This is a genomic window from Photobacterium sp. DNB23_23_1 (assembly GCF_052873815.1).
In genome coordinates this window covers 98,187-115,858 of record NZ_JBNNXT010000008.1, presented here as the reverse complement: position 1 = coordinate 115,858, position 17,672 = coordinate 98,187, and the positions used below count along the sequence as shown (strand labels likewise).

Annotated in this window: 17 protein-coding genes; 5 read left to right on the top strand and 12 right to left on the bottom strand. The window is 46.9% G+C overall.

Features of this window, described 5'->3' with window-relative positions; all coding sequences use genetic code 11:
• The first annotated feature begins 165 nt into the window (after nucleotides 1-165).
• A complete protein-coding gene (locus tag ACVA53_RS07590) occupies nucleotides 166-1,068 on the top strand; it encodes a sulfite exporter TauE/SafE family protein (RefSeq protein ID WP_446504826.1) in 903 nt (300 codons plus the stop codon).
• Between the two features lie 104 nt (nucleotides 1,069-1,172).
• Here the strand turns inward: ACVA53_RS07590 and lpxH are convergent, their stop codons facing one another.
• Both lpxH and ACVA53_RS07580 read right to left on the bottom strand, forming a co-directional pair.
• Nucleotides 1,173-1,904 (bottom strand): UDP-2,3-diacylglucosamine diphosphatase, encoded by a 732-nt coding sequence (gene lpxH, locus ACVA53_RS07585; RefSeq protein ID WP_446504844.1) that lies wholly within the window; start codon nucleotides 1,902-1,904, stop codon nucleotides 1,173-1,175.
• Nucleotides 1,905-1,944: 40 nt separating this feature from the next.
• A complete protein-coding gene (locus ACVA53_RS07580; RefSeq protein WP_255040108.1) occupies nucleotides 1,945-2,442 on the bottom strand; it encodes a peptidylprolyl isomerase in 498 nt (165 codons plus the stop codon).
• 319 nt (nucleotides 2,443-2,761) lie between these two features.
• Here ACVA53_RS07580 and cysS point away from each other — a divergent pair, with 319 nt between their 5' ends.
• Nucleotides 2,762-4,144, top strand: a complete 1,383-nt coding sequence (cysS, locus tag ACVA53_RS07575; protein ID WP_255040107.1) for a cysteine--tRNA ligase — start codon at nucleotides 2,762-2,764, stop codon at nucleotides 4,142-4,144.
• 234 nt (nucleotides 4,145-4,378) lie between these two features.
• Entirely contained in the window at nucleotides 4,379-4,873 is a 495-nt protein-coding gene (locus tag ACVA53_RS07570; RefSeq protein ID WP_446504825.1) for a hypothetical protein, read from the top strand.
• Between the two features lie 157 nt (nucleotides 4,874-5,030).
• On the opposite strand, the gene ACVA53_RS07565 is transcribed toward ACVA53_RS07570, so the two are convergent.
• Nucleotides 5,031-5,222, bottom strand: coding sequence for a magnesium transporter (locus ACVA53_RS07565; protein ID WP_446504843.1), 192 nt, complete (start codon nucleotides 5,220-5,222; stop codon nucleotides 5,031-5,033).
• Between the two features lie 18 nt (nucleotides 5,223-5,240).
• Between ACVA53_RS07565 and ACVA53_RS07560 the strand changes: the two genes are divergently transcribed.
• The gene (locus tag ACVA53_RS07560) at nucleotides 5,241-5,399 is read left to right on the top strand and encodes a hypothetical protein (protein WP_446504824.1); all 159 of its coding nucleotides are present in this window, start codon (nucleotides 5,241-5,243) and stop codon (nucleotides 5,397-5,399) included.
• Between the two features lie 70 nt (nucleotides 5,400-5,469).
• Here the strand turns inward: ACVA53_RS07560 and ACVA53_RS07555 are convergent, their stop codons facing one another.
• The 4 genes from ACVA53_RS07555 to ACVA53_RS07540 form a co-directional block, all read right to left on the bottom strand.
• Nucleotides 5,470-6,534, bottom strand: coding sequence for a succinylglutamate desuccinylase/aspartoacylase family protein (locus ACVA53_RS07555; protein WP_446504823.1), 1,065 nt, complete (start codon nucleotides 6,532-6,534; stop codon nucleotides 5,470-5,472).
• Nucleotides 6,521-7,426, bottom strand: coding sequence for a 30S ribosomal protein S6--L-glutamate ligase (gene rimK, locus ACVA53_RS07550; protein WP_255040102.1), 906 nt, complete (start codon nucleotides 7,424-7,426; stop codon nucleotides 6,521-6,523). The genes ACVA53_RS07555 and rimK overlap by 14 nt, the downstream gene beginning before the upstream one ends.
• Before the next feature lie 6 nt (nucleotides 7,427-7,432).
• Nucleotides 7,433-7,870: an ATP-dependent zinc protease family protein gene (locus tag ACVA53_RS07545; RefSeq protein ID WP_255040101.1), complete on the bottom strand. Its 438-nt coding sequence runs from the start codon at nucleotides 7,868-7,870 to the stop codon at nucleotides 7,433-7,435.
• A gap of 234 nt (nucleotides 7,871-8,104) precedes the next feature.
• The gene (locus ACVA53_RS07540) at nucleotides 8,105-8,743 is read right to left on the bottom strand and encodes a YchE family NAAT transporter (RefSeq protein WP_255040100.1); all 639 of its coding nucleotides are present in this window, start codon (nucleotides 8,741-8,743) and stop codon (nucleotides 8,105-8,107) included.
• A 707-nt stretch (nucleotides 8,744-9,450) separates the two neighbouring features.
• Between ACVA53_RS07540 and adhE the strand changes: the two genes are divergently transcribed.
• Nucleotides 9,451-12,150, top strand: a complete 2,700-nt coding sequence (gene adhE / locus ACVA53_RS07535) for a bifunctional acetaldehyde-CoA/alcohol dehydrogenase (RefSeq protein WP_255040099.1) — start codon at nucleotides 9,451-9,453, stop codon at nucleotides 12,148-12,150.
• 140 nt (nucleotides 12,151-12,290) lie between these two features.
• Here adhE and ACVA53_RS07530 read toward each other — a convergent pair whose 3' ends face one another.
• From ACVA53_RS07530 to ACVA53_RS07510, 5 genes are all read right to left on the bottom strand, one after another.
• On the bottom strand, nucleotides 12,291-12,977 hold the full coding sequence (locus tag ACVA53_RS07530) for an SDR family oxidoreductase (protein ID WP_255040098.1): 687 nt from the start codon (nucleotides 12,975-12,977) through the stop codon (nucleotides 12,291-12,293).
• A 298-nt stretch (nucleotides 12,978-13,275) separates the two neighbouring features.
• A complete protein-coding gene (locus ACVA53_RS07525) occupies nucleotides 13,276-13,782 on the bottom strand; it encodes a VC2046/SO_2500 family protein (protein ID WP_255040097.1) in 507 nt (168 codons plus the stop codon).
• 98 nt (nucleotides 13,783-13,880) lie between these two features.
• Entirely contained in the window at nucleotides 13,881-15,062 is a 1,182-nt protein-coding gene (locus tag ACVA53_RS07520) for a MalY/PatB family protein (RefSeq protein ID WP_446504822.1), read from the bottom strand.
• Nucleotides 15,063-15,185: 123 nt separating this feature from the next.
• Nucleotides 15,186-16,154 carry an alpha-L-glutamate ligase-like protein gene (locus tag ACVA53_RS07515; RefSeq protein WP_446504842.1) on the bottom strand — a complete coding sequence of 323 codons (969 nt, stop codon included), beginning with the start codon at nucleotides 16,152-16,154 and terminating at the stop codon, nucleotides 15,186-15,188.
• A gap of 9 nt (nucleotides 16,155-16,163) precedes the next feature.
• On the bottom strand, nucleotides 16,164-17,669 hold the full coding sequence (locus ACVA53_RS07510; RefSeq protein WP_255040095.1) for an inactive transglutaminase family protein: 1,506 nt from the start codon (nucleotides 17,667-17,669) through the stop codon (nucleotides 16,164-16,166).
• Nucleotides 17,670-17,672 lie beyond the last annotated feature (3 nt).

Sequence of the window (17,672 nt, the reverse complement as noted above, 5' to 3'; positions counted from 1 at the left end):
GGTTGCATTTCATGACTGATGTATGGCTTTTCGTACAAATTATGACAAAAATAACCCGATTAAGACAGTGTTACTGTTTCTTATTATTTGTCATGATTTCAAGCATGGAAATATGCTCGAGCATAATGGATAATCCGCGCCTTTCCGAAAAAATTTGTGTAACTCATGACAGTATTCACATTCATACAAGCGGGATTGCTTGTAGGTGGACTGATTTTCATCGCCATGCTACTTGTTTCGTGGCGAAAAAATCGAGTGCAGGAAGCACAAACAAAAATTTTACCCATTGGCCTTATTGGTGGCTTTGCCAACTTTTGTGACACCTTAGGGGTGGGTAGCTTTGCCATCAAAACCGCAGGATATAAACAGTTCAAACTTATTGATGATCAGCTTTTGCCGGGCACGTTGAATTGCCAGGCGGTGTTGGCGACGGTGGTTCAATCGCTTATTTTCCTGACGGCTGTAGACGTCGACCCGACGACCCTTGTTAGTATGGTGCTGGCTGCGTGTTTGGGGGCGACAGTTGGTGCTCGTTTGGTGTCAAGCTGGGATCGCCAGTTGATCCGCTTGGTAATGAGTATCGCTCTATTGGTCGTTGCAAGCCTAATGCTGGCCGGTCAGCTTAAGCTTTTCCCTTTGGGGGGGCTTGAACTCGGGCTAACGGGTTGGAAATTGGCGGTAGCTATTGCTGGTAACTTCTTGTTCGGTGCGTTAATGACGGTAGGGATTGGCCTTTATGCCCCGTGCATGACCATGGTGTACTTGCTGGGTATGCATCCGTTGGCGGCTTTTCCGATCATGATGTGTTCCTGTGCTTTCTTGAGCTTCTTCTCGGCGGGTGGCTTTATTCGTATGAACCGGATTAATAGCCGTGCGGCGTTGGTTGTGGCGATTACTGGCCCTATCTGTGTGGTCATTGCGGCGTATTTAGTGAAGTCATTGGATTTGCACTTGTTGGCGTGGTTGGTGATTGGCGTGGTGTTGTATACCTCAATTACTATGTACCGCTCGTGGGCAAAAGATCGACCGAATGCTGGAAACGAGGCATTGACGGGGTTGGGTAAATAACCCTTTGAGGTTGGCCTCTTTGATATAATAAAGGTACGCGATGGCGTACCTTTTTTGTTTCTGAGTGGCTGAATATTCGCAAGGGAACTATTATGGCCCGGAAGCTATTGCGGTTGAAAATCGCGCGTTTCGAGCTGGCAGCCTTGCGGGGTACAAACTAATACAGAGCCATGATCATACCAATCGCCAAGCACGATACGGCTGGCTGCTTGCTCGTTGACTGTAAGGGTATGGAAATCAGGGCGGTGGGTATGGCCGTGGATCATCTGCCTGACCTGATGCTCGGCCATGACATGGATGACTTCATCTGGCGTTACATCCATGATGGATTGGCTTTTGGCTTGATTGGTTTGGCTGCTGCCGCTACGCATTTTATCACCGATACGCTGCCTATAGCTCAGTGGCAGCTGGAAGAACAGCCATTGAATAAAGCGGTTATGTACCTTCTTGCGATAGCGCTGATAGCCTTCATCCAACGTACACAAGGTATCTCCGTGCAGGATCAGAGTTGGAGTGTTATAGAGATCAACCACGGTGTGCTCAGGCAGCAGCTGGACGCCGGTTTCTTGGCTGAACCGCTTTCCAATGAGAAAATCCCGGTTGCCATGGATAAAATAGCAAGGGACACCGCTGTCGGTCAGTTGGCGGAAGGCCGTTTTAATTTGCTGGTGGAAAGGGGAGTCGTCGTCATCACCAATCCACATTTCGAATAGATCGCCCAAGACATAGAGGGCATCAATACCACGAGCCTCCGCGGACATAAAATGAAGAAAACAGGCGGTGATATCTGGCCTGTCGGCACTCAAGTGCAGATCAGAAATAAAAAGTGTGGTCATAGGCGGGAAGGGTGGCACAACGGCCACCCTTTGTGAAGTCTTACTCTTCGATAGTTACGTTGTTGATAACAACTTCTTCTACCGGTACGTCCTGGTGAACGTAACCCCAGTTACCCGTTGCAACGCCTTTGATCTTGTTTACGACGTCCATGCCTTCAACAACCTCAGCAAATACGCAGTAACCCCAGCCATCAGGTGTCTCTGATTTGAAATCTAGGAATTTGTTGTCGTTCACGTTGATGAAGAACTGAGAGCTTGCTGAATGCGGTTCCATAGTGCGAGCCATTGCTAGCGTGCCAATCTTGTTACTTAGGCCGTTGCTTGCTTCGTTCTTGATCGGAGCGCGTGATTCTTTTTCTTCCATACCAGAAGACATACCGCCGCCCTGAACCATGAAACCATCGATAACACGGTGGAACAACGTACCGTTGTAGAAGCCGTCGCGGCAGTATTGCAGGAAGTTTGCACAGGTTTCCGGCGCTTTCTCAGTGTTTAGTTGGATTTTGATGTCACCAAAAGTAGTGTGAAGCGTTACCATGAGCTTGTCCTTTGATAGGTGTATATTGCTTTAAACATTGGATTCTATCTTAACCGACCTAGGCGTCAATATTAACTGACGTTGTTCGCTTTCTCTGGCTCAAATAGGTGAAAAATTAGCCTGTTGCCTAACTATAGATGAAGGTCGTTTAGTTCGCATGTGATGCATCGGCAAGGTAGGGTGCGCAAATTTACGGCTGGGCGATATACTTTACACGGGCATAAGCCGCCTGAACGGTATTTTTCCTTGCCTTAGCTTGCCAATAAAGGTGTAATTACAGCCTTATACCGTAACCCCCAATAATGAGTATCGAAGAGACATGTTGAAGATCTATAACTCACTGACAAGACAGAAAGAGGAATTTACACCCATTCAGCCAGGTAAAGTTGGCATGTATGTCTGTGGGGTTACCATCTACGATCTCTGTCACATCGGTCACGGTCGTACTTTTGTGTCATTCGATGTGGTTTCTCGCTACCTGCGTTACTCGGGTTACGATCTGACTTTTGTTCGTAACATCACCGACATCGATGACAAGATCATCAAGCGTGCAGCAGAGAATGGCGAAAGCTGTGACTCTTTGACCGAGCGCCTGATCGGCGAAATGCACGCTGACTTTGACTCGCTAGGTATGAAGCGCCCCGATATCGAGCCACGTGCGACTGATTTCATTGCTGAAATTATCGCAATGTGTGAGCGTCTCATTGAGCGCGGATTTGCCTACGTGGCCGATAATGGTGACGTAATGTTTGAAGTGAGTAAGTTTGACGAATACGGCAAGCTATCTAAACAAGATCTTGACCAGCTGCAAGCCGGTGCACGTGTTGACATCGAAACGGCTAAGCGTAGCCCACTTGATTTTGTACTGTGGAAGATGTCCAAGCCGGGTGAACCGACGTGGGAGTCACCATGGGGCGCAGGCCGTCCGGGTTGGCACATTGAATGTTCAGCGATGAACTCTGCTATTTTGGGTGATCATTTTGATATCCATGGCGGTGGTTCAGACTTGCAGTTCCCGCACCACGAAAATGAAATTGCCCAGTCTTGCTGTGCAACAGGTTCCCAGTACGTGAATACTTGGATGCACAGCGGTATGGTAATGGTTGACCGCGAGAAGATGTCTAAGTCTTTGGGTAACTTCTTTACGATCCGTGATGTATTGGGCCACTTCGACGCCGAAACTGTGCGTTACTTCCTGATGTCTGGCCACTACCGCAGCCAGTTAAACTACAGCGAAGATAACCTGAAGCAGGCTCGTTCTGCACTTGAGCGCCTGTACACATCACTTCGTGGTCTTGATAGCTCTGTTGAAGCCGCTGGTGGTGATGAGTTTGTTACACGCTTCAAAGAAGCGATGGATGACGACTTCAACACACCAGAAGCTTACTCGGCACTGTTTGACATGACGCGTGAAATCAACCGTCTGAAAGCCGAAGATCTTGCCGCGGCATCAGCTCTGGGTGCACGTATGCGTGAATTGGCTGATGTACTTGGCCTATTGGGTCAAGACCCAGAGGCTTTCCTTCAGAGTGGCGCAGGTGAAGACGATGATGTGGCTGAAATTGAAGCGCTAATCCAACAACGCCTAGATGCTCGTGCCGCAAAAGATTGGGCGGCAGCGGATGAAGCCCGTGACAAGCTGACTGCGATGGGGATCATTCTGGAAGACGGCCCTCAAGGTACAACTTGGCGTCGTAAGTAAAGGTTAGCCTTTTTCGTAATTGAAAAGCCGGAGTTTTTGCTCCGGCTTTTTATTTTCCTGTAATAATCATCAGCTATCAAATCAAGGCTATAGTTATTTAGATAGGCTAGAGTCTCAATCGTGAGACGGGTGCATTACTTCTAAGAACTAATATTGAACTGTGTTTATCATGTTGTAACCGATATGATCGCACTTCGTCATACCTTACTCATCGTGAGTTCTTAGGAGTTCGTCATGTCTAAAATAATAAGCTTCATACTTTGTGTCGTATTTTTAGTGGCGTGTTCGAGTAATGATGATGTTAGTGAACAAACACTAGCGTTAAATTTAAGCGGAATAAACAAAATAAGTGAGTCAAATAGTACTGTTTTGAAACAACCCCACTTTGAATTTAGGTCAAAAAAACACATTCATTATTGGCAGTGCTCTAGTGCAAGCGATTGCTATACAGAATATAGCGGCTCATTCTTTTTACATGATCTAGACACCGGTGTGGTACCACGCTGGGCATCAATTGAAACTGATTTACGTACTGGTACATGTAAAGATAGCTTTGAGGTTAGCAGCAGTTCAGACAATTACCATTATCAAATGAATAGCCAGTACCCAGACTATGGGTGGAATGCTCAGAGAGACAGTAGAATAGAGCGCGTGGTAGGTAAATCGGTATTAAGAAGCCCTATCTATGGAATTTGGGAAGTGGTTTGGAAAAGTGAAGCATGTAACTAGAATACTTTGTTCTTCATCCACTTAAGTGCCTATCCCCAGTAACTTGACGTTACTTGGGGATAGTATTTTATAAAAATAAAAAACATTAGCTATAATACCAACCTACATAAATATTTGATCAACTACTTATCCAGATTGGTATAAATGTAAATTAATTCTAAACAAGGAAAATAGCACCAAGTCCTAGAAAGACTAAAAAAACCACAACATCTGTTACAGTCGTTAGTATTACTGAACCTGCAACCGCTGGATAAATATTTAACGGCTTAAGTTTAAATGGAATTACGGTACCAGATATAGCGGCAGCAATACTATTCATGCATATGGCAAAAAAGATAATAATTGCCAGTCCTAATGAATAATTATCATGAACAAAAAGTTAGTGGCACTATTTATCGTTTCGAGTATTTTCTCTTTTGCAACGTTTTTTGTTGACCTTAAAAAAGGAACGCAAGAGTTCGGTTTACAAGGAAGCCTCGATTTCGACTACGCCGACGATGTGTTTGGTATCCGGTTTTACTACTAAACTTATTTGTTAGCGTATAATCTTACGGTAGTAATAATTAATTGAAATTGATAGATGACTTTTTTACTGGTCATCTATTGATTTCGAACCCCGTTTTTATCTCAACGTCATTGTCTTCCATTACATTATCTAAATAAAGCTCTACATTTTCTTCTACAAGGTGATCGGGTTCATCAAAATAAGCAATGTGATAAATAGCATCACCTTCATTGACTAATGGTAATGTTTGTTGACCGATAACAATGCCGCCTTGTATTGCTTTGACGGCCAATTCCTCGCTGCCTAATGGATCGCTGATGTAAGCTATCGTCTGATCTTTTTCAACGCGTTGCCCTAAAGCAACGTGGGAGCGAAGAATGCCATCAAGATCTGCCCGTATCCATCGGGTAGCGCTCGCAACTACGGGCTGCTTTGTTTTAAGTAGTTTCTTTTGCGGTAGCATTTCAAGTTGTCTCATGACCCTGTGGATTCCCCTCACGCCCGCATTGATAGCATAGGGTTCAAATCTTAATGCTTCACCCGCTTCATAAGTAATGATGGGAATGTTTGCTTTTTCAGTTACGGCGCGTAATGACCCATCACGCAAAGAAGCATCTATAACAACAGGTGTACCAAAAGCCATGGCCATTTGGGAGGAGGCTTGATTGCTCAGGTTAGCCCGTATTTGAGGTAAGTTTGTGCGATGAATGGCAGCGGTATGAAGGTCAATAACATGCGTGCACTTCATGACAACTTCATTGAAGAACTGATAGGCAATACGTCCCGCAATGGATCCGCGTGGCGAACCTGGGAAAGAGCGGTTGAGATCGCGCCTGTCCGGTAGATAGCGAGACTTATGAATAAAGCCAAACACGTTAACGACAGGCACGGCAACTAAGGTCCCCCTCAGTTTATGCGGATCGATTTTGGCTAATAATTGGCGCACAACCTCAACGCCATTCAACTCATCGCCGTGAATAGCTGCATCAACAAGTAATGTAGGGCCAGCAAGGCGGCCGTTAACTATTTCTAATGTGACCGACAGTTTTGAATGGGTATATAGCCGGGCGACTTCCAAGTCCACGCTAACTCTCTCGCCCGGGTTTACGATTGCATCGCTACATTGAAAAGGCTGATTTTTTTTAACCTTTACCACGAGTTCTTGTCCTTTTTGAGTGGGCATTTTTTTCAATGTAATCGATGATCATACCAGCCACATCTTTGCCCGTTGCTGTTTCTATGCCTTCTAGACCCGGGGAAGAGTTCACTTCCATGACTAAGGGGCCACGTTCGGAGCGTAGTAAATCGACCCCAGCGACACTGAGTCCCATCACTTTAGCCGCTTCAACGGCGGTTTTTCTTTCTGTTGGCGTTATTCGTATGAGTGAGGCTTCTCCACCTCGGTGGAGGTTTGAACGAAATTCACCAGCCTGTGCTTGTCGCTTCATGGCGGCTATCACTTTATCACCAATAACGAAACACCTAATGTCAGCACCACCAGCTTCTTTGATATATTCCTGTACCATAATGTTTGCTTTGAGCCCCATGAATGCTTCAATTACGCTTTCTGCGGCTTTTGGAGTCTCAGCAAGCACAACACCAATACCTTGTGTGCCTTCCAATAATTTTATGACGACAGGTGCACCGCCAACCATTTTTATTAAATCTTTAATGTCACCCGGTTTACTAGCAAAACCAGTGATGGGCATGCCAATATTTTTACGCGACAGTAATTGTAATGAACGTAATTTATCCCGAGAGCGAGTAATAGCGACTGATTCATTGACAGGAAAAACCCCCATCATTTCAAATTGCCGCAACACAGCACATCCATAGAAAGTGACGGATGAGCCAATACGAGGAATAATGGCATCAAACCCTTCAAGTTCCTCTCCTTTAAGGTGAATGGAGGGTAATGTTGAGTTGATGTTCATATAACAACGAAGCACATCAATGATTTTGTGTTCATGTCCACGAGCTTCACACGCCTCTATGAGTCGGCGAGTTGAATATAATTCTTTGTTGCGGGATAAAATACCTATTTTCACTACGTGTTACTCCTTAGCAAGCAGGAAGGATTTCGCTGGGTCAACCACCATTTTCGCCTTCAGTGATGTACGACCGAGCAACATTCGGAATTTCATATTGTCCCTTGGAGTGAGTGTCATTTCGATCGGAAAAGATAAATTGCCAGCGACTAACTCCGTATTAATAACGTAACGCTGTGTCTGATGACCGCCAGAGTCCCTCACTAACCGTTGGTCTAACACCTGTGATTCGCACTGAACAACTAACTCATCATTTGACTGAACGGGGTGGACCCAAAATCGTATCCAGAGCTGTTCATTCTTGCGAAATTCTTCGATGGCAAATGTATGTAGACATGAGGTTTTGGCGCCCGTATCTACCTTGGCTTTAATTCTTTCGATTCCAAGTTGAGGCAAACTCACCCATTCTTGCCATCCAACTATGACTTTATCTTTATTTTTCAACGTGTCTTCCCATAATGGCTGATGCAGTCTGTAGGTGGAAAGGAACTAAATCGAGTATAGTTGACGCTGAAGCGCAAATAGTTATTTATCTTATAGTTATGCTAAACCGCTCAATTTTTAGTCGCGATTATTGATTAAATTGAGTACGGAAGGGGGGGGGAGGCGTTATTCAAAAGCCGAAGTGAACATTCGGCTATTTGAGTGGGAGAAAATGAAGGTTTTCCGCTTAATTGATCAGGCTAATCCTGGAAAAAGGGTACGCAGGCCATTGGCAATAAATTCAATACCCAGCGCGGCTAGAATCAAACCCATAATACGGGTGATCACGTTGATACCAGTTTGGCCCAAGAAACGGACGATAATGGGTGCCGCGCGAAATAGCATCCAACAACAGGTTGCAAAAACAACGATAGTTAGCGCAATACCGACCGTGCTGCTCATCCCCGGGTAACGTGAACCATAAACAATGGTTGAACTGATCGCACCGGGGCCAGCCATCAATGGCATCGCTAGTGGTACAACGCCAATCTGTTCACGGCTGACAGATTCGGATTTTTCCTGTTTGTTCTGTTTATCTTCACCCAGCTTACCGCTCATCATCGAAAACGCGATGGTTAATAGTAGCAGACCACCGGCGACCCGGAATGAGTCCAGGGAAATACTGAACATGTCCAGCAAGAACTGACCCGCAAGTAGTGATACGGTCAGGATAACAGTGACAGCAATGTTGGCCGTCAGTGCCGTTTTGTTTCGTTCTTCCGGGCTCATATGGCCAGTCAGCGAGACAAAAATCGGCATGATACCTATCGGGTTGACGGCAGCAATCAGGCCAACAAAAAACTGCAGAAAAATGGCTAATTCAAATGTTTGCATATAGATTTTAGTATTAATTATGGGAGTTTTAAGCCCAACAGGTAACCAGAATAGCCAAAGGGTAAGAAATTGCATCGCAGGGAATGGTGACTAAAGTCAGCTAGGCTTGTTCATCCCGTGATCGAACCTTCGATTAAAACAGTATAAACCTGTTGATCGGCGATACTTTAAGCCAATAGTCTGTATTGCACCAATTAAAAATAGTTATATCTACCCCTATAAAAAGTTATTTATGAATATCTTGTTGCGGTGGTGTAAAAGGCGTTGATTTAGGTTACTCTTTGATGAGCGGATTACGTGCTACATTAATGAAACAAAACTGGATTGGTGACCTTAAAAAGTGTGAATCAGCTCTCGTTATGAACTAAATATGACAAACTGTGTAGCTTTATTACGTAATTTTATGGCTTGATGTCGGTGTGATACAGCTGCTGTTTGTTGGTTATTAATCGATCGGGTCACAATTTGACCATTCAGGTTAGTGTCTTGGGTGATATGCGTCAAAAAATAGCATGGTGTAACTCTAAATGGTTACAAGTGATCTAAATCAATTATTTTCGAGCTGTGAAAGAATATAATCAGTTTTGAAAGCAATTTACTAAGTATGTGTGTTACCGGTTTTTTGAGCAGGATAGCTCCCGGATAACCCCCAAGGATGTTTTCGCATCCTTACTAAAAAGTTTTCAATCTTAAGTTAGGAGTTAACTATGCCTGTTACTAATATGGCTGAACTAGATGCAATGGTTGCACGCGTTAAAGCGGCTCAGAAAGAGTTTGCTACATACTCTCAAGAGCAAGTAGACAAAATTTTCCGCGCAGCTTCTCTTGCCGCGAACAATGCTCGTATTCCTCTAGCTCAACAAGCTGTAGCCGAGTCTGGTATGGGTATTGTTGAAGATAAGGTTATTAAAAACCACTTCGCTTCAGAATTTATCTACAACAAATACAAAGACGAAAAAACCTGCGGTATTTTGGACGAGAACGAAGAGTTCGGCACCATGACTATCGCAGAACCAGTAGGTATTATTTGCGGTATCGTACCGACAACTAACCCAACATCTACTGCAATCTTCAAATCTCTAATCTCACTTAAAACACGTAACGCGATTATCTTCTCGCCACACCCACGTGCTAAGAACTCAACAAACGATGCTGCTAAGCTAGTCCTTGATGCTGCGATTGCTGCTGGTGCACCGAAAGACATCATTGGTTGGATCGACCAGCCTTCAGTTGAGCTTTCTAACGCACTGATGAAGCATGATGACATCAACCTTATCCTTGCGACTGGTGGTCCAGGTATGGTTAAAGCGGCTTACTCTTCTGGTAAACCAGCTATCGGTGTTGGTGCAGGTAACGTTCCTGTTGTTATCGACGAAACTGCAGACGTTAAGCGTGCTGTTGCTTCTATCCTAATGTCTAAGACATTCGATAACGGTGTGGTATGTGCTTCTGAGCAGGCTGCAATCGTAGTTGACGAAGTATACGACGAAGTAAAAGAGCGTTTCGCTTCGCACAAAGCTTATGTACTAAGCAAAGCAGAAGCCGATAAAGTACGTAAAGTACTGCTTATCGACGGTAACCTAAACGCGAAGATCGTTGGTCAGCCAGCGGCAGCTATCGCAGAGATGGCGGGCGTTAAAGTTCCTGCAGATACGAAAGTACTTGTTGGTGAAGGCCTGGGTAAAGTGTCTTACGACGACGCATTTGCTCACGAGAAACTGTCTCCAACACTAGGTTTGTTCCGTGCTGACAACTTCGAGGACGCGGTTGCTCAGGCCGTCACTATGGTTGAGATCGGTGGTATCGGTCACACATCTGGTCTTTACACTAACCAAGATGTAAACGCAGACCGTATCCGTTACTTCGGTGATAAGCTAAAAACTGCACGTATTCTTGTAAACATCCCGACAACCCACGGTGGTATCGGTGATCTTTACAACTTCAACGTCGCACCTTCTCTAACTCTAGGTTGTGGTTCATGGGGTGGTAACTCTATCTCTGAGAACGTAGGTCCTAAGCACCTTATCAACAAGAAGACAGTAGCGAAGCGAGCTGAAAATATGTTGTGGCACAAACTACCTAAATCAATTTACTTCCGTCGTGGTAGCCTTCCAATCGCTCTTAGCGACCTAGAAGGTAAGAAGCGCGCATTCCTAGTAACTGACCGTTTCCTATTCAACAACGGTTACGCAGATGACGTAGTTAGCCTGCTTAAAGCGCAAGGCATTGAAGTTCAAACTTTCTTCGACGTAGAAGCAGATCCAACGCTTTCTGTTGTTGAGAAAGGTGCTGAAGCAATGAAGAGCTTCCAGCCTGACGTAATCCTAGCGCTTGGTGGTGGTTCACCAATGGATGCTGCGAAGATCATGTGGGTTATGTACGAGCACCCAGAAACACACTTCGAAGAACTAGCGATGCGTTTCATGGATATCCGTAAGCGTATTTACAAGTTCCCGAAAATGGGTAAGAAAGCTGAGCTTGTATGTATCACGACGACATCAGGTACAGGTTCTGAAGTTACACCTTTCGCGGTTGTTACCGACGACAAGACTGGTGCTAAGTACCCACTAGCTGACTACGAACTAACACCACAAATGGCTATCGTTGATGCGAACCTAGTCATGAATATGCCTAAGTCGCTAACTGCTTTCGGTGGTTACGATGCCGTGACTCACGCACTAGAAGCATACGTTTCTGTTCTTGCGAACGAATACTCTGACGGACAGGCGCTTCAAGCACTTAAGATGCTTAAAGAGTACCTACCTTCGAGCTACGCGAACGGTGCTAACGACCCAATCGCTCGTGAGAAAGTTCACAACGCAGCAACTATCGCTGGTATCGCGTTTGCGAACGCCTTCCTAGGTGTTTGTCACTCAATGGCGCACAAGATTGGTGCTGAGTTCCACCTTCCACACGGTTTGGCGAACGCACTACTAATCTCTAACGTTGTACGTTACAACGCGAACGATAACCCAACTAAGCAGACTGCATTCTCTCAGTACGACCGTCCACAGGCACGTCGTCGTTACGCTGAAGTTGCTGACCACCTAGGTCTAAGCCAAGAAGGTGACCGTACTGCTCAGAAGATCGAGCGTCTACTAGCATGGCTAGAAGAGCTGAAAGGCGACCTAGATATCCCACTGTCAATCCAGGCAGCAGGTGTTCCAGAGTCTGACTTCCTAGCGAAACTAGACGAGCTATCTGTTGAAGCGTTCGATGACCAGTGTACTGGTGCAAACCCTCGTTACCCATTAATCAGCGAGCTGAAAGAAGTACTAACAGCTGCTTACTACGGTAAGCCTTACGTTGAAGGTGAGACGTACGAAGGTACTTCAGTTATCAAGAAATCTGAGCCAGTTGCAGAAAAACCAGCAGCGAAAGCAAAGAAAGAAAAAGCTGAAGCATAAGCATTGTTTTAGCTTAGCTAGCGCAAGAAAGACTACCTGAATTTAGCCCGCCATTTTGGCGGGCTTTTTTATTGCCTGCCAAAAAGTAGCAAGGCTGATCAAATATTTATGTAGGTTGGTATTACTTATCCAGGTTGATATTAACTGACTTCGGCTTCAATCATTCTGCCGTTGAAATAGTCATTGGCAACAATATATTCAGCGCTACGGGCGATCTCATATTGAAGCGGTGAGCTCAGTTTGCTGGGGTGATTACTGCAGGGACACTCGATATTGAGTGGCACGACACCTCCGACCCGGATTTTGAACTCGGCAAGCTCTTTGGCCCAGCTCTGGGTCAGGCCTGATACGATGGCTTTTGAACTTGAGTGGACAGAGCTATTGATACAATCTTCATTCGCAGCCAGGTTGATAATGACGCCGTGGCAATTGTGATCCCGCATATAATGGGCAGTTTGTTTGCCGAAGGTAAAGAACGGGGTCGCTTTTTCATTCATCGAACGGTTGAACTTATCCACTGATGAAGGACTGAGCAACAACGGTAATTCTGACCCCACCCAGCAATTAACCAGCACTTCGATTTTGCCAAAATGCTGGTGGATGTTGTTGATCAGCGTACCAATCGTTCTCTCGCTTTGATCTGGGATCAGGTAGGATTGACAGGGAGCGCCTGCGGCCTGGCATGCTTGCAGGGTTTGGCTAAGGGCATGTTGGCGCTCATCAACCAAAGCTAGCTTTGCGCCTAGAGAAGCAAAGTGCAGCGATAGGGCTTTACCCAGCGGGCTGCCCGCAGCGGTGATGAGAATGACTGAATGTGCGATATTCATAGCTCTTCCTATATTAGGCTGCCGACACACTGTTACTGTCAAAAAGCCAACTTACAAATCATGTAGTTAGGTTACGGAGTCGCTGAAAGCATGTCTGTGAATAATCCCCCAAACTCGCGACCTAGCAATAAAATGTTAGTGAAACGTGATCACAGTGCAGCATTCAAGTAACAAAGCTATGAGGGCAGTCACGAAATTAAATCCGTAATGACAGCTTTATCAACGCTATAACTGGTAAATTGGCCTAACATGCCATGAAAATTAGGCAAGTTTGCCTTTCATACCGTAAAGGTGAGGGTTATACACCGTACATTTCGGCGAACCGTTTGGCTTGTACCAAAGAAAGGTAAAGATCCTGAGGTGATGCCTTGATCGTTGCATCTTCGGTTGGTGGCAGCAGGCGGCGTTCGTGGCCAGAAAGGTTATGGTATACCTCCTCCGGCATGCCCTTTGTGCCTTGTGGCGGGTAAGACAGTGGCGTTGGCTTTAGCCCATCAAGCAGGCGTGCATCGGCCAAGCCACTTTCATGAAAGGCCTTGGCTTGCTGGGCGGCATTTTGATAACTACTTTCATTGGTCGAAAGCGGCTGTGGCTCGGGCAACTCAAAGTAAGCACGGAGCTCGCGTTCGGTTTTGCCCTGCGCTGGAAGTGCGTCGACGGGGGTGGTTTCAAGTTGATCGGGAGAGAGCAGGGCTAGCATTAAGGCAAAATCGGCACGACGTCCCCCCTCAACCGCATGGCTGAGTTGGCTACCAAGCTGAACTTCATTGATCAGCTGTGCTTTGTCGAGTGAATGAATTTGCATTAAGAACTGTACCGAATCAAACAAACCAGTGTTATGGGGTTTGTATCGGTACAGCTGATGATTTCTTTAATTAAAAGTATGGGTTGGCAATCGAATGGTTACTCTTTCGCCATTTGTTGTGCTTGTAGCGTCGTAACGGCTTTTTCCATTCGGTTTAATGCTTTCAGTAATGTGTGGTGACGGCAGCCAAAATTTAGCCTGACAAAGCCTGGGTTGCCAAAATCAGCACCGGGTGATAACCCCACACCGGCTTGCTCGAAAAACTTAAACGGAGAGCTAACCGGTAATGCTGTTGCATCGATCCATGCTAAGTAGGTTCCCTCTATTGGAGCGATGGTAAGGTAGGGCATGTTCTTGATGGCCTGTTCAACCGTGGCCTTGTTGCGCCTTAAGTAAGCGAGTTGTTTTTCCAGCCATGGCTGGCCTTGGGCATAGGCGGCCTGAGCGGCGGTATAGGCCAGTACATTGACGTCGGGTACGACCCCGGCCTTGGCGCGGACGAACTCTCGTCTCAACGTCGGGTTGGGAATAACGGCCATCGAGGCTCCGAGCCCGGCGATATTAAAGGTTTTGCTTGGTGCAAGCAGGGTGATGGAGCGCTGCGCGGCATCATCATTGAGGCTGGCGAAGGGAATGTGCTGGCAATTGGGTGCTAGCAATAAGTCACAGTGGATCTCGTCGGAACAGACAATTAACTTATGTTGCTGGGCAAATGCAGCAACGGCTTCCAGTTCGTTCTTGCGATATACGGTGCCGCCGGGATTAAGCGGATTGCAGAATAACAGCAATCGTGTATCAGGCAATAAGGCGCTGTCATCTAATGACATTAACCAGCGCTGTTCCTCAAGCGTAACAGGCAACTTGCTCAGCGGTCGTTTGGCCAGTTTGGCGGAAGACTTGAATGGCGGATAAATTGGACTCGGGCAGGCAACCCCTTGCTCTGGCTGGCAGACCGATCGAACGGCTAAATTGATACCACAAACCAGCCCCGGTAGGTAAACAATCCATTCAGGTTCAATATGCCATTGATAGAGGTGCTGCATCCGTTCGACGATCAGATCGGTCAGCGCTGTTGGGGCACTGCCATAACCGAAGATACCATGGTCAACATGTTGATGCAGAGCATCGGTGACCGCCTGCGGTACCTTGAAGTCGCTATCGGCCACCCACATCGGCAGAATATCTTGGCCTTGGTATTTTTGCCATTTGATACTGTTGCTGTTGGTGCGGTCGATATGTTGATCAAACAGGGGATCGAGTTGCCGAGTGTCGGAGTGCATTCATGAGTCCTTTACGCTGCTGCAAAGGTTCATTATTGCCATAGGATGAGCAAAGAAAAAAGCCCCAGCACAAGGCTGGGGCTTAATATCGATGTTAACAACCGAATATCAACGTTATTACTATTAGAACTTTGATTTCACACCAAACTGTTCGGCCGCATAGGCGACGCGTTCTTCTGGTGTTGGCGGCTTGGATGGCACACCAAGATTTTCAATATGCTGAAGACGCGGCAGCAGACCGGCACCGTTGGCGGTTTGAATCGCAAGTCCCGGCCGGGCGTTAAGTTCAAGAACCATGGGCCCGTGAATTTTATCAAGCACCATGTCGGTACCCATGTAACCCAATCCGGTCATCTCCCAGGCACTGGAGGCCAAGGTCAGTAGCTTATGCCAGTTTGGCACTGCTAGCTCACTCAGTAAGCGGTCAGTATCAGGGTGACGTTCAACCGGTTGGTCGAACTGGACGGCTCGGATAGCCTTGCCGGTCGCGATATCGATACCCACACCGACTGCGCCTTGGTGTAAGTTGGCTTTGCCATCAGACGCCGCTGTAGAGCAGCGCATCATCGCCATTACCGGGTAGCCCTTGAAAACGATAACCCGTACATCGGGCACGCCTTCATAGCTAAAGCCATCGAAAACGTCATCAAACTGGATTAGGTTTTCGACCATCGCTACATCGTTTTTGCCCCCCAGAGAGAACAGTCCCGCCAACGTGTTGGTGATGTGTCGTTCGACATCCTGCTTGTTGATCTCGGCGCCAGACGGTTTTACGTAAACCCCATCTTTGTGCTTGACCACAACCAAGATCCCTTTACCTCCAGAGCCCTGGGCCGGCTTGATAACAAAGCCGGGCCAGTCTTTAACCATGTCATGGACGCGCTTAACGTAAACCTGGCTGTCGATAACGCCAATAAGCTCGGGAACCGTGGCTCCGGCCTGCTTGGCGATCAGCTTGGTTTTAAGCTTGTCGTCAACCAGCGGGTACAGGCTACGATCGTTGTAACGGCCGATGTAGCTGTGGTTGCGCTGGTTCATCCCCATGATACCGCGCTCACGCAGCTTGAACGGAGACGTAAACTGTGAAAACAGTGACATAGTTTAGTCCTCCGCTAGTGGCTTGAAGCGTCGTAGCTCACTCAAACGGTAGCCAGTGTAGTTACCTAACATTAGGATCAGCGCCAGAATAAGCAGCTGAATACCAATAAAGTTGAATGTCAGGTGGCGGATCAACGGGTTCGTCATCGCTAAGTACACGAATACCGCGGTAAGTAGCGAGCCACCACCCTGGACAAGAACTTCCTTCGCGCCTTCCTCTTCCCACAGGATGGACATACGTTCGATGGTCCACGATAGGATAATCATTGGGAAGAAGGTGATTGTCAGGCCTTCGACCAAGCCAATCTTGAAGGCGACAACGGTAAATACCGAGATAATCATGATAACCGTGATGATCACCGCAGAGATCCTCGCCACCAGAAGCAAGTTGAGCTTAGACAGGTAACTACGTATCACCAAACCGGTACCGACAATCAGTAGGAAGCCGAGAATACCCGTGACCAATTGGGTCTGGACAAACGCCACCGCGATCAAAACAGGCATGAAGGTACCAGAGGTCTTCAGACCGATAATGATACGCAGGAATACCACAATCAACGCACCGATAGGTACAAGCATAATGGTCTTGAACATAGCCTGTTCTTCAACCGGAAGGCTGTGGATCGAGAAGTTAAGTAAGTCTTCGGCTTGAACTTTTTCTCTTGTTGCCTGTTGCGGTGTGATGTCCTGGGCAATGATCGAGAAACTGATATTGGAGTTGCGACCACCGATCACGTCCAACAGGGAGTGCCCTTGTTGGTTCCAAAGCAGGATATTGTCAGGTTTGCCTTCTTGGCCTGTTTGAAGGTCAAACAGCTCCCAAGTTTGGCCACCCCACACCTCTACCATTTGGGTTATGCTTTGGCGACGTCGGCCATCTTCCAGCTGTAAGCCCCCGACAATACGGGCGTGGACCTTTTCCAGAGAAAGCAGGTTGATGATAGCTTGCTCGCGACTGAGGCTGTTGAGCAACAAGGCAGAATTCTGATTGTTGCGATCGTTGAATTGCTTAATAAGCTCGCGGGTAAGGGTGATGTTGTCGGAAGACAGGCTGCGAGCTTGGGCAAGTAGTGCGGTAGCGGCAGTTTGCTGCGGGTTATCAAGGCTAACTGCAACGGTCTCACCTTTAGGTGGGGCCATGTTGAAGCTTGCCTGATCGTCGACCAGCATTTGGGTTTTGTAATAAAGAATCTGCTTGCCGGTCGCCTCGCGGATGGACCATTCAGCACGTCGGCCTTTGTTGGTGTCAATGAGAGCGACGCCATAACCTGGTGATGAGGTACTCTCATCAATTTGGGTAAAGCCTTGCTGAGTTTCCGGTGCTGCCATGGAGACTTTAACCGGATCACCAATGGCATCAAACTCAATGCGTGCCTCGAGTTCCCATAGCGCACGCTCTTCACCCGGCGTCCATGGCACCCCGTAGACATCGTGGCGGTACATACTCAGTGCCGCACCTGCGATGACTAACAGGGTAATAAGAAAATAAAACGGGATTCTTGATGTCATGAC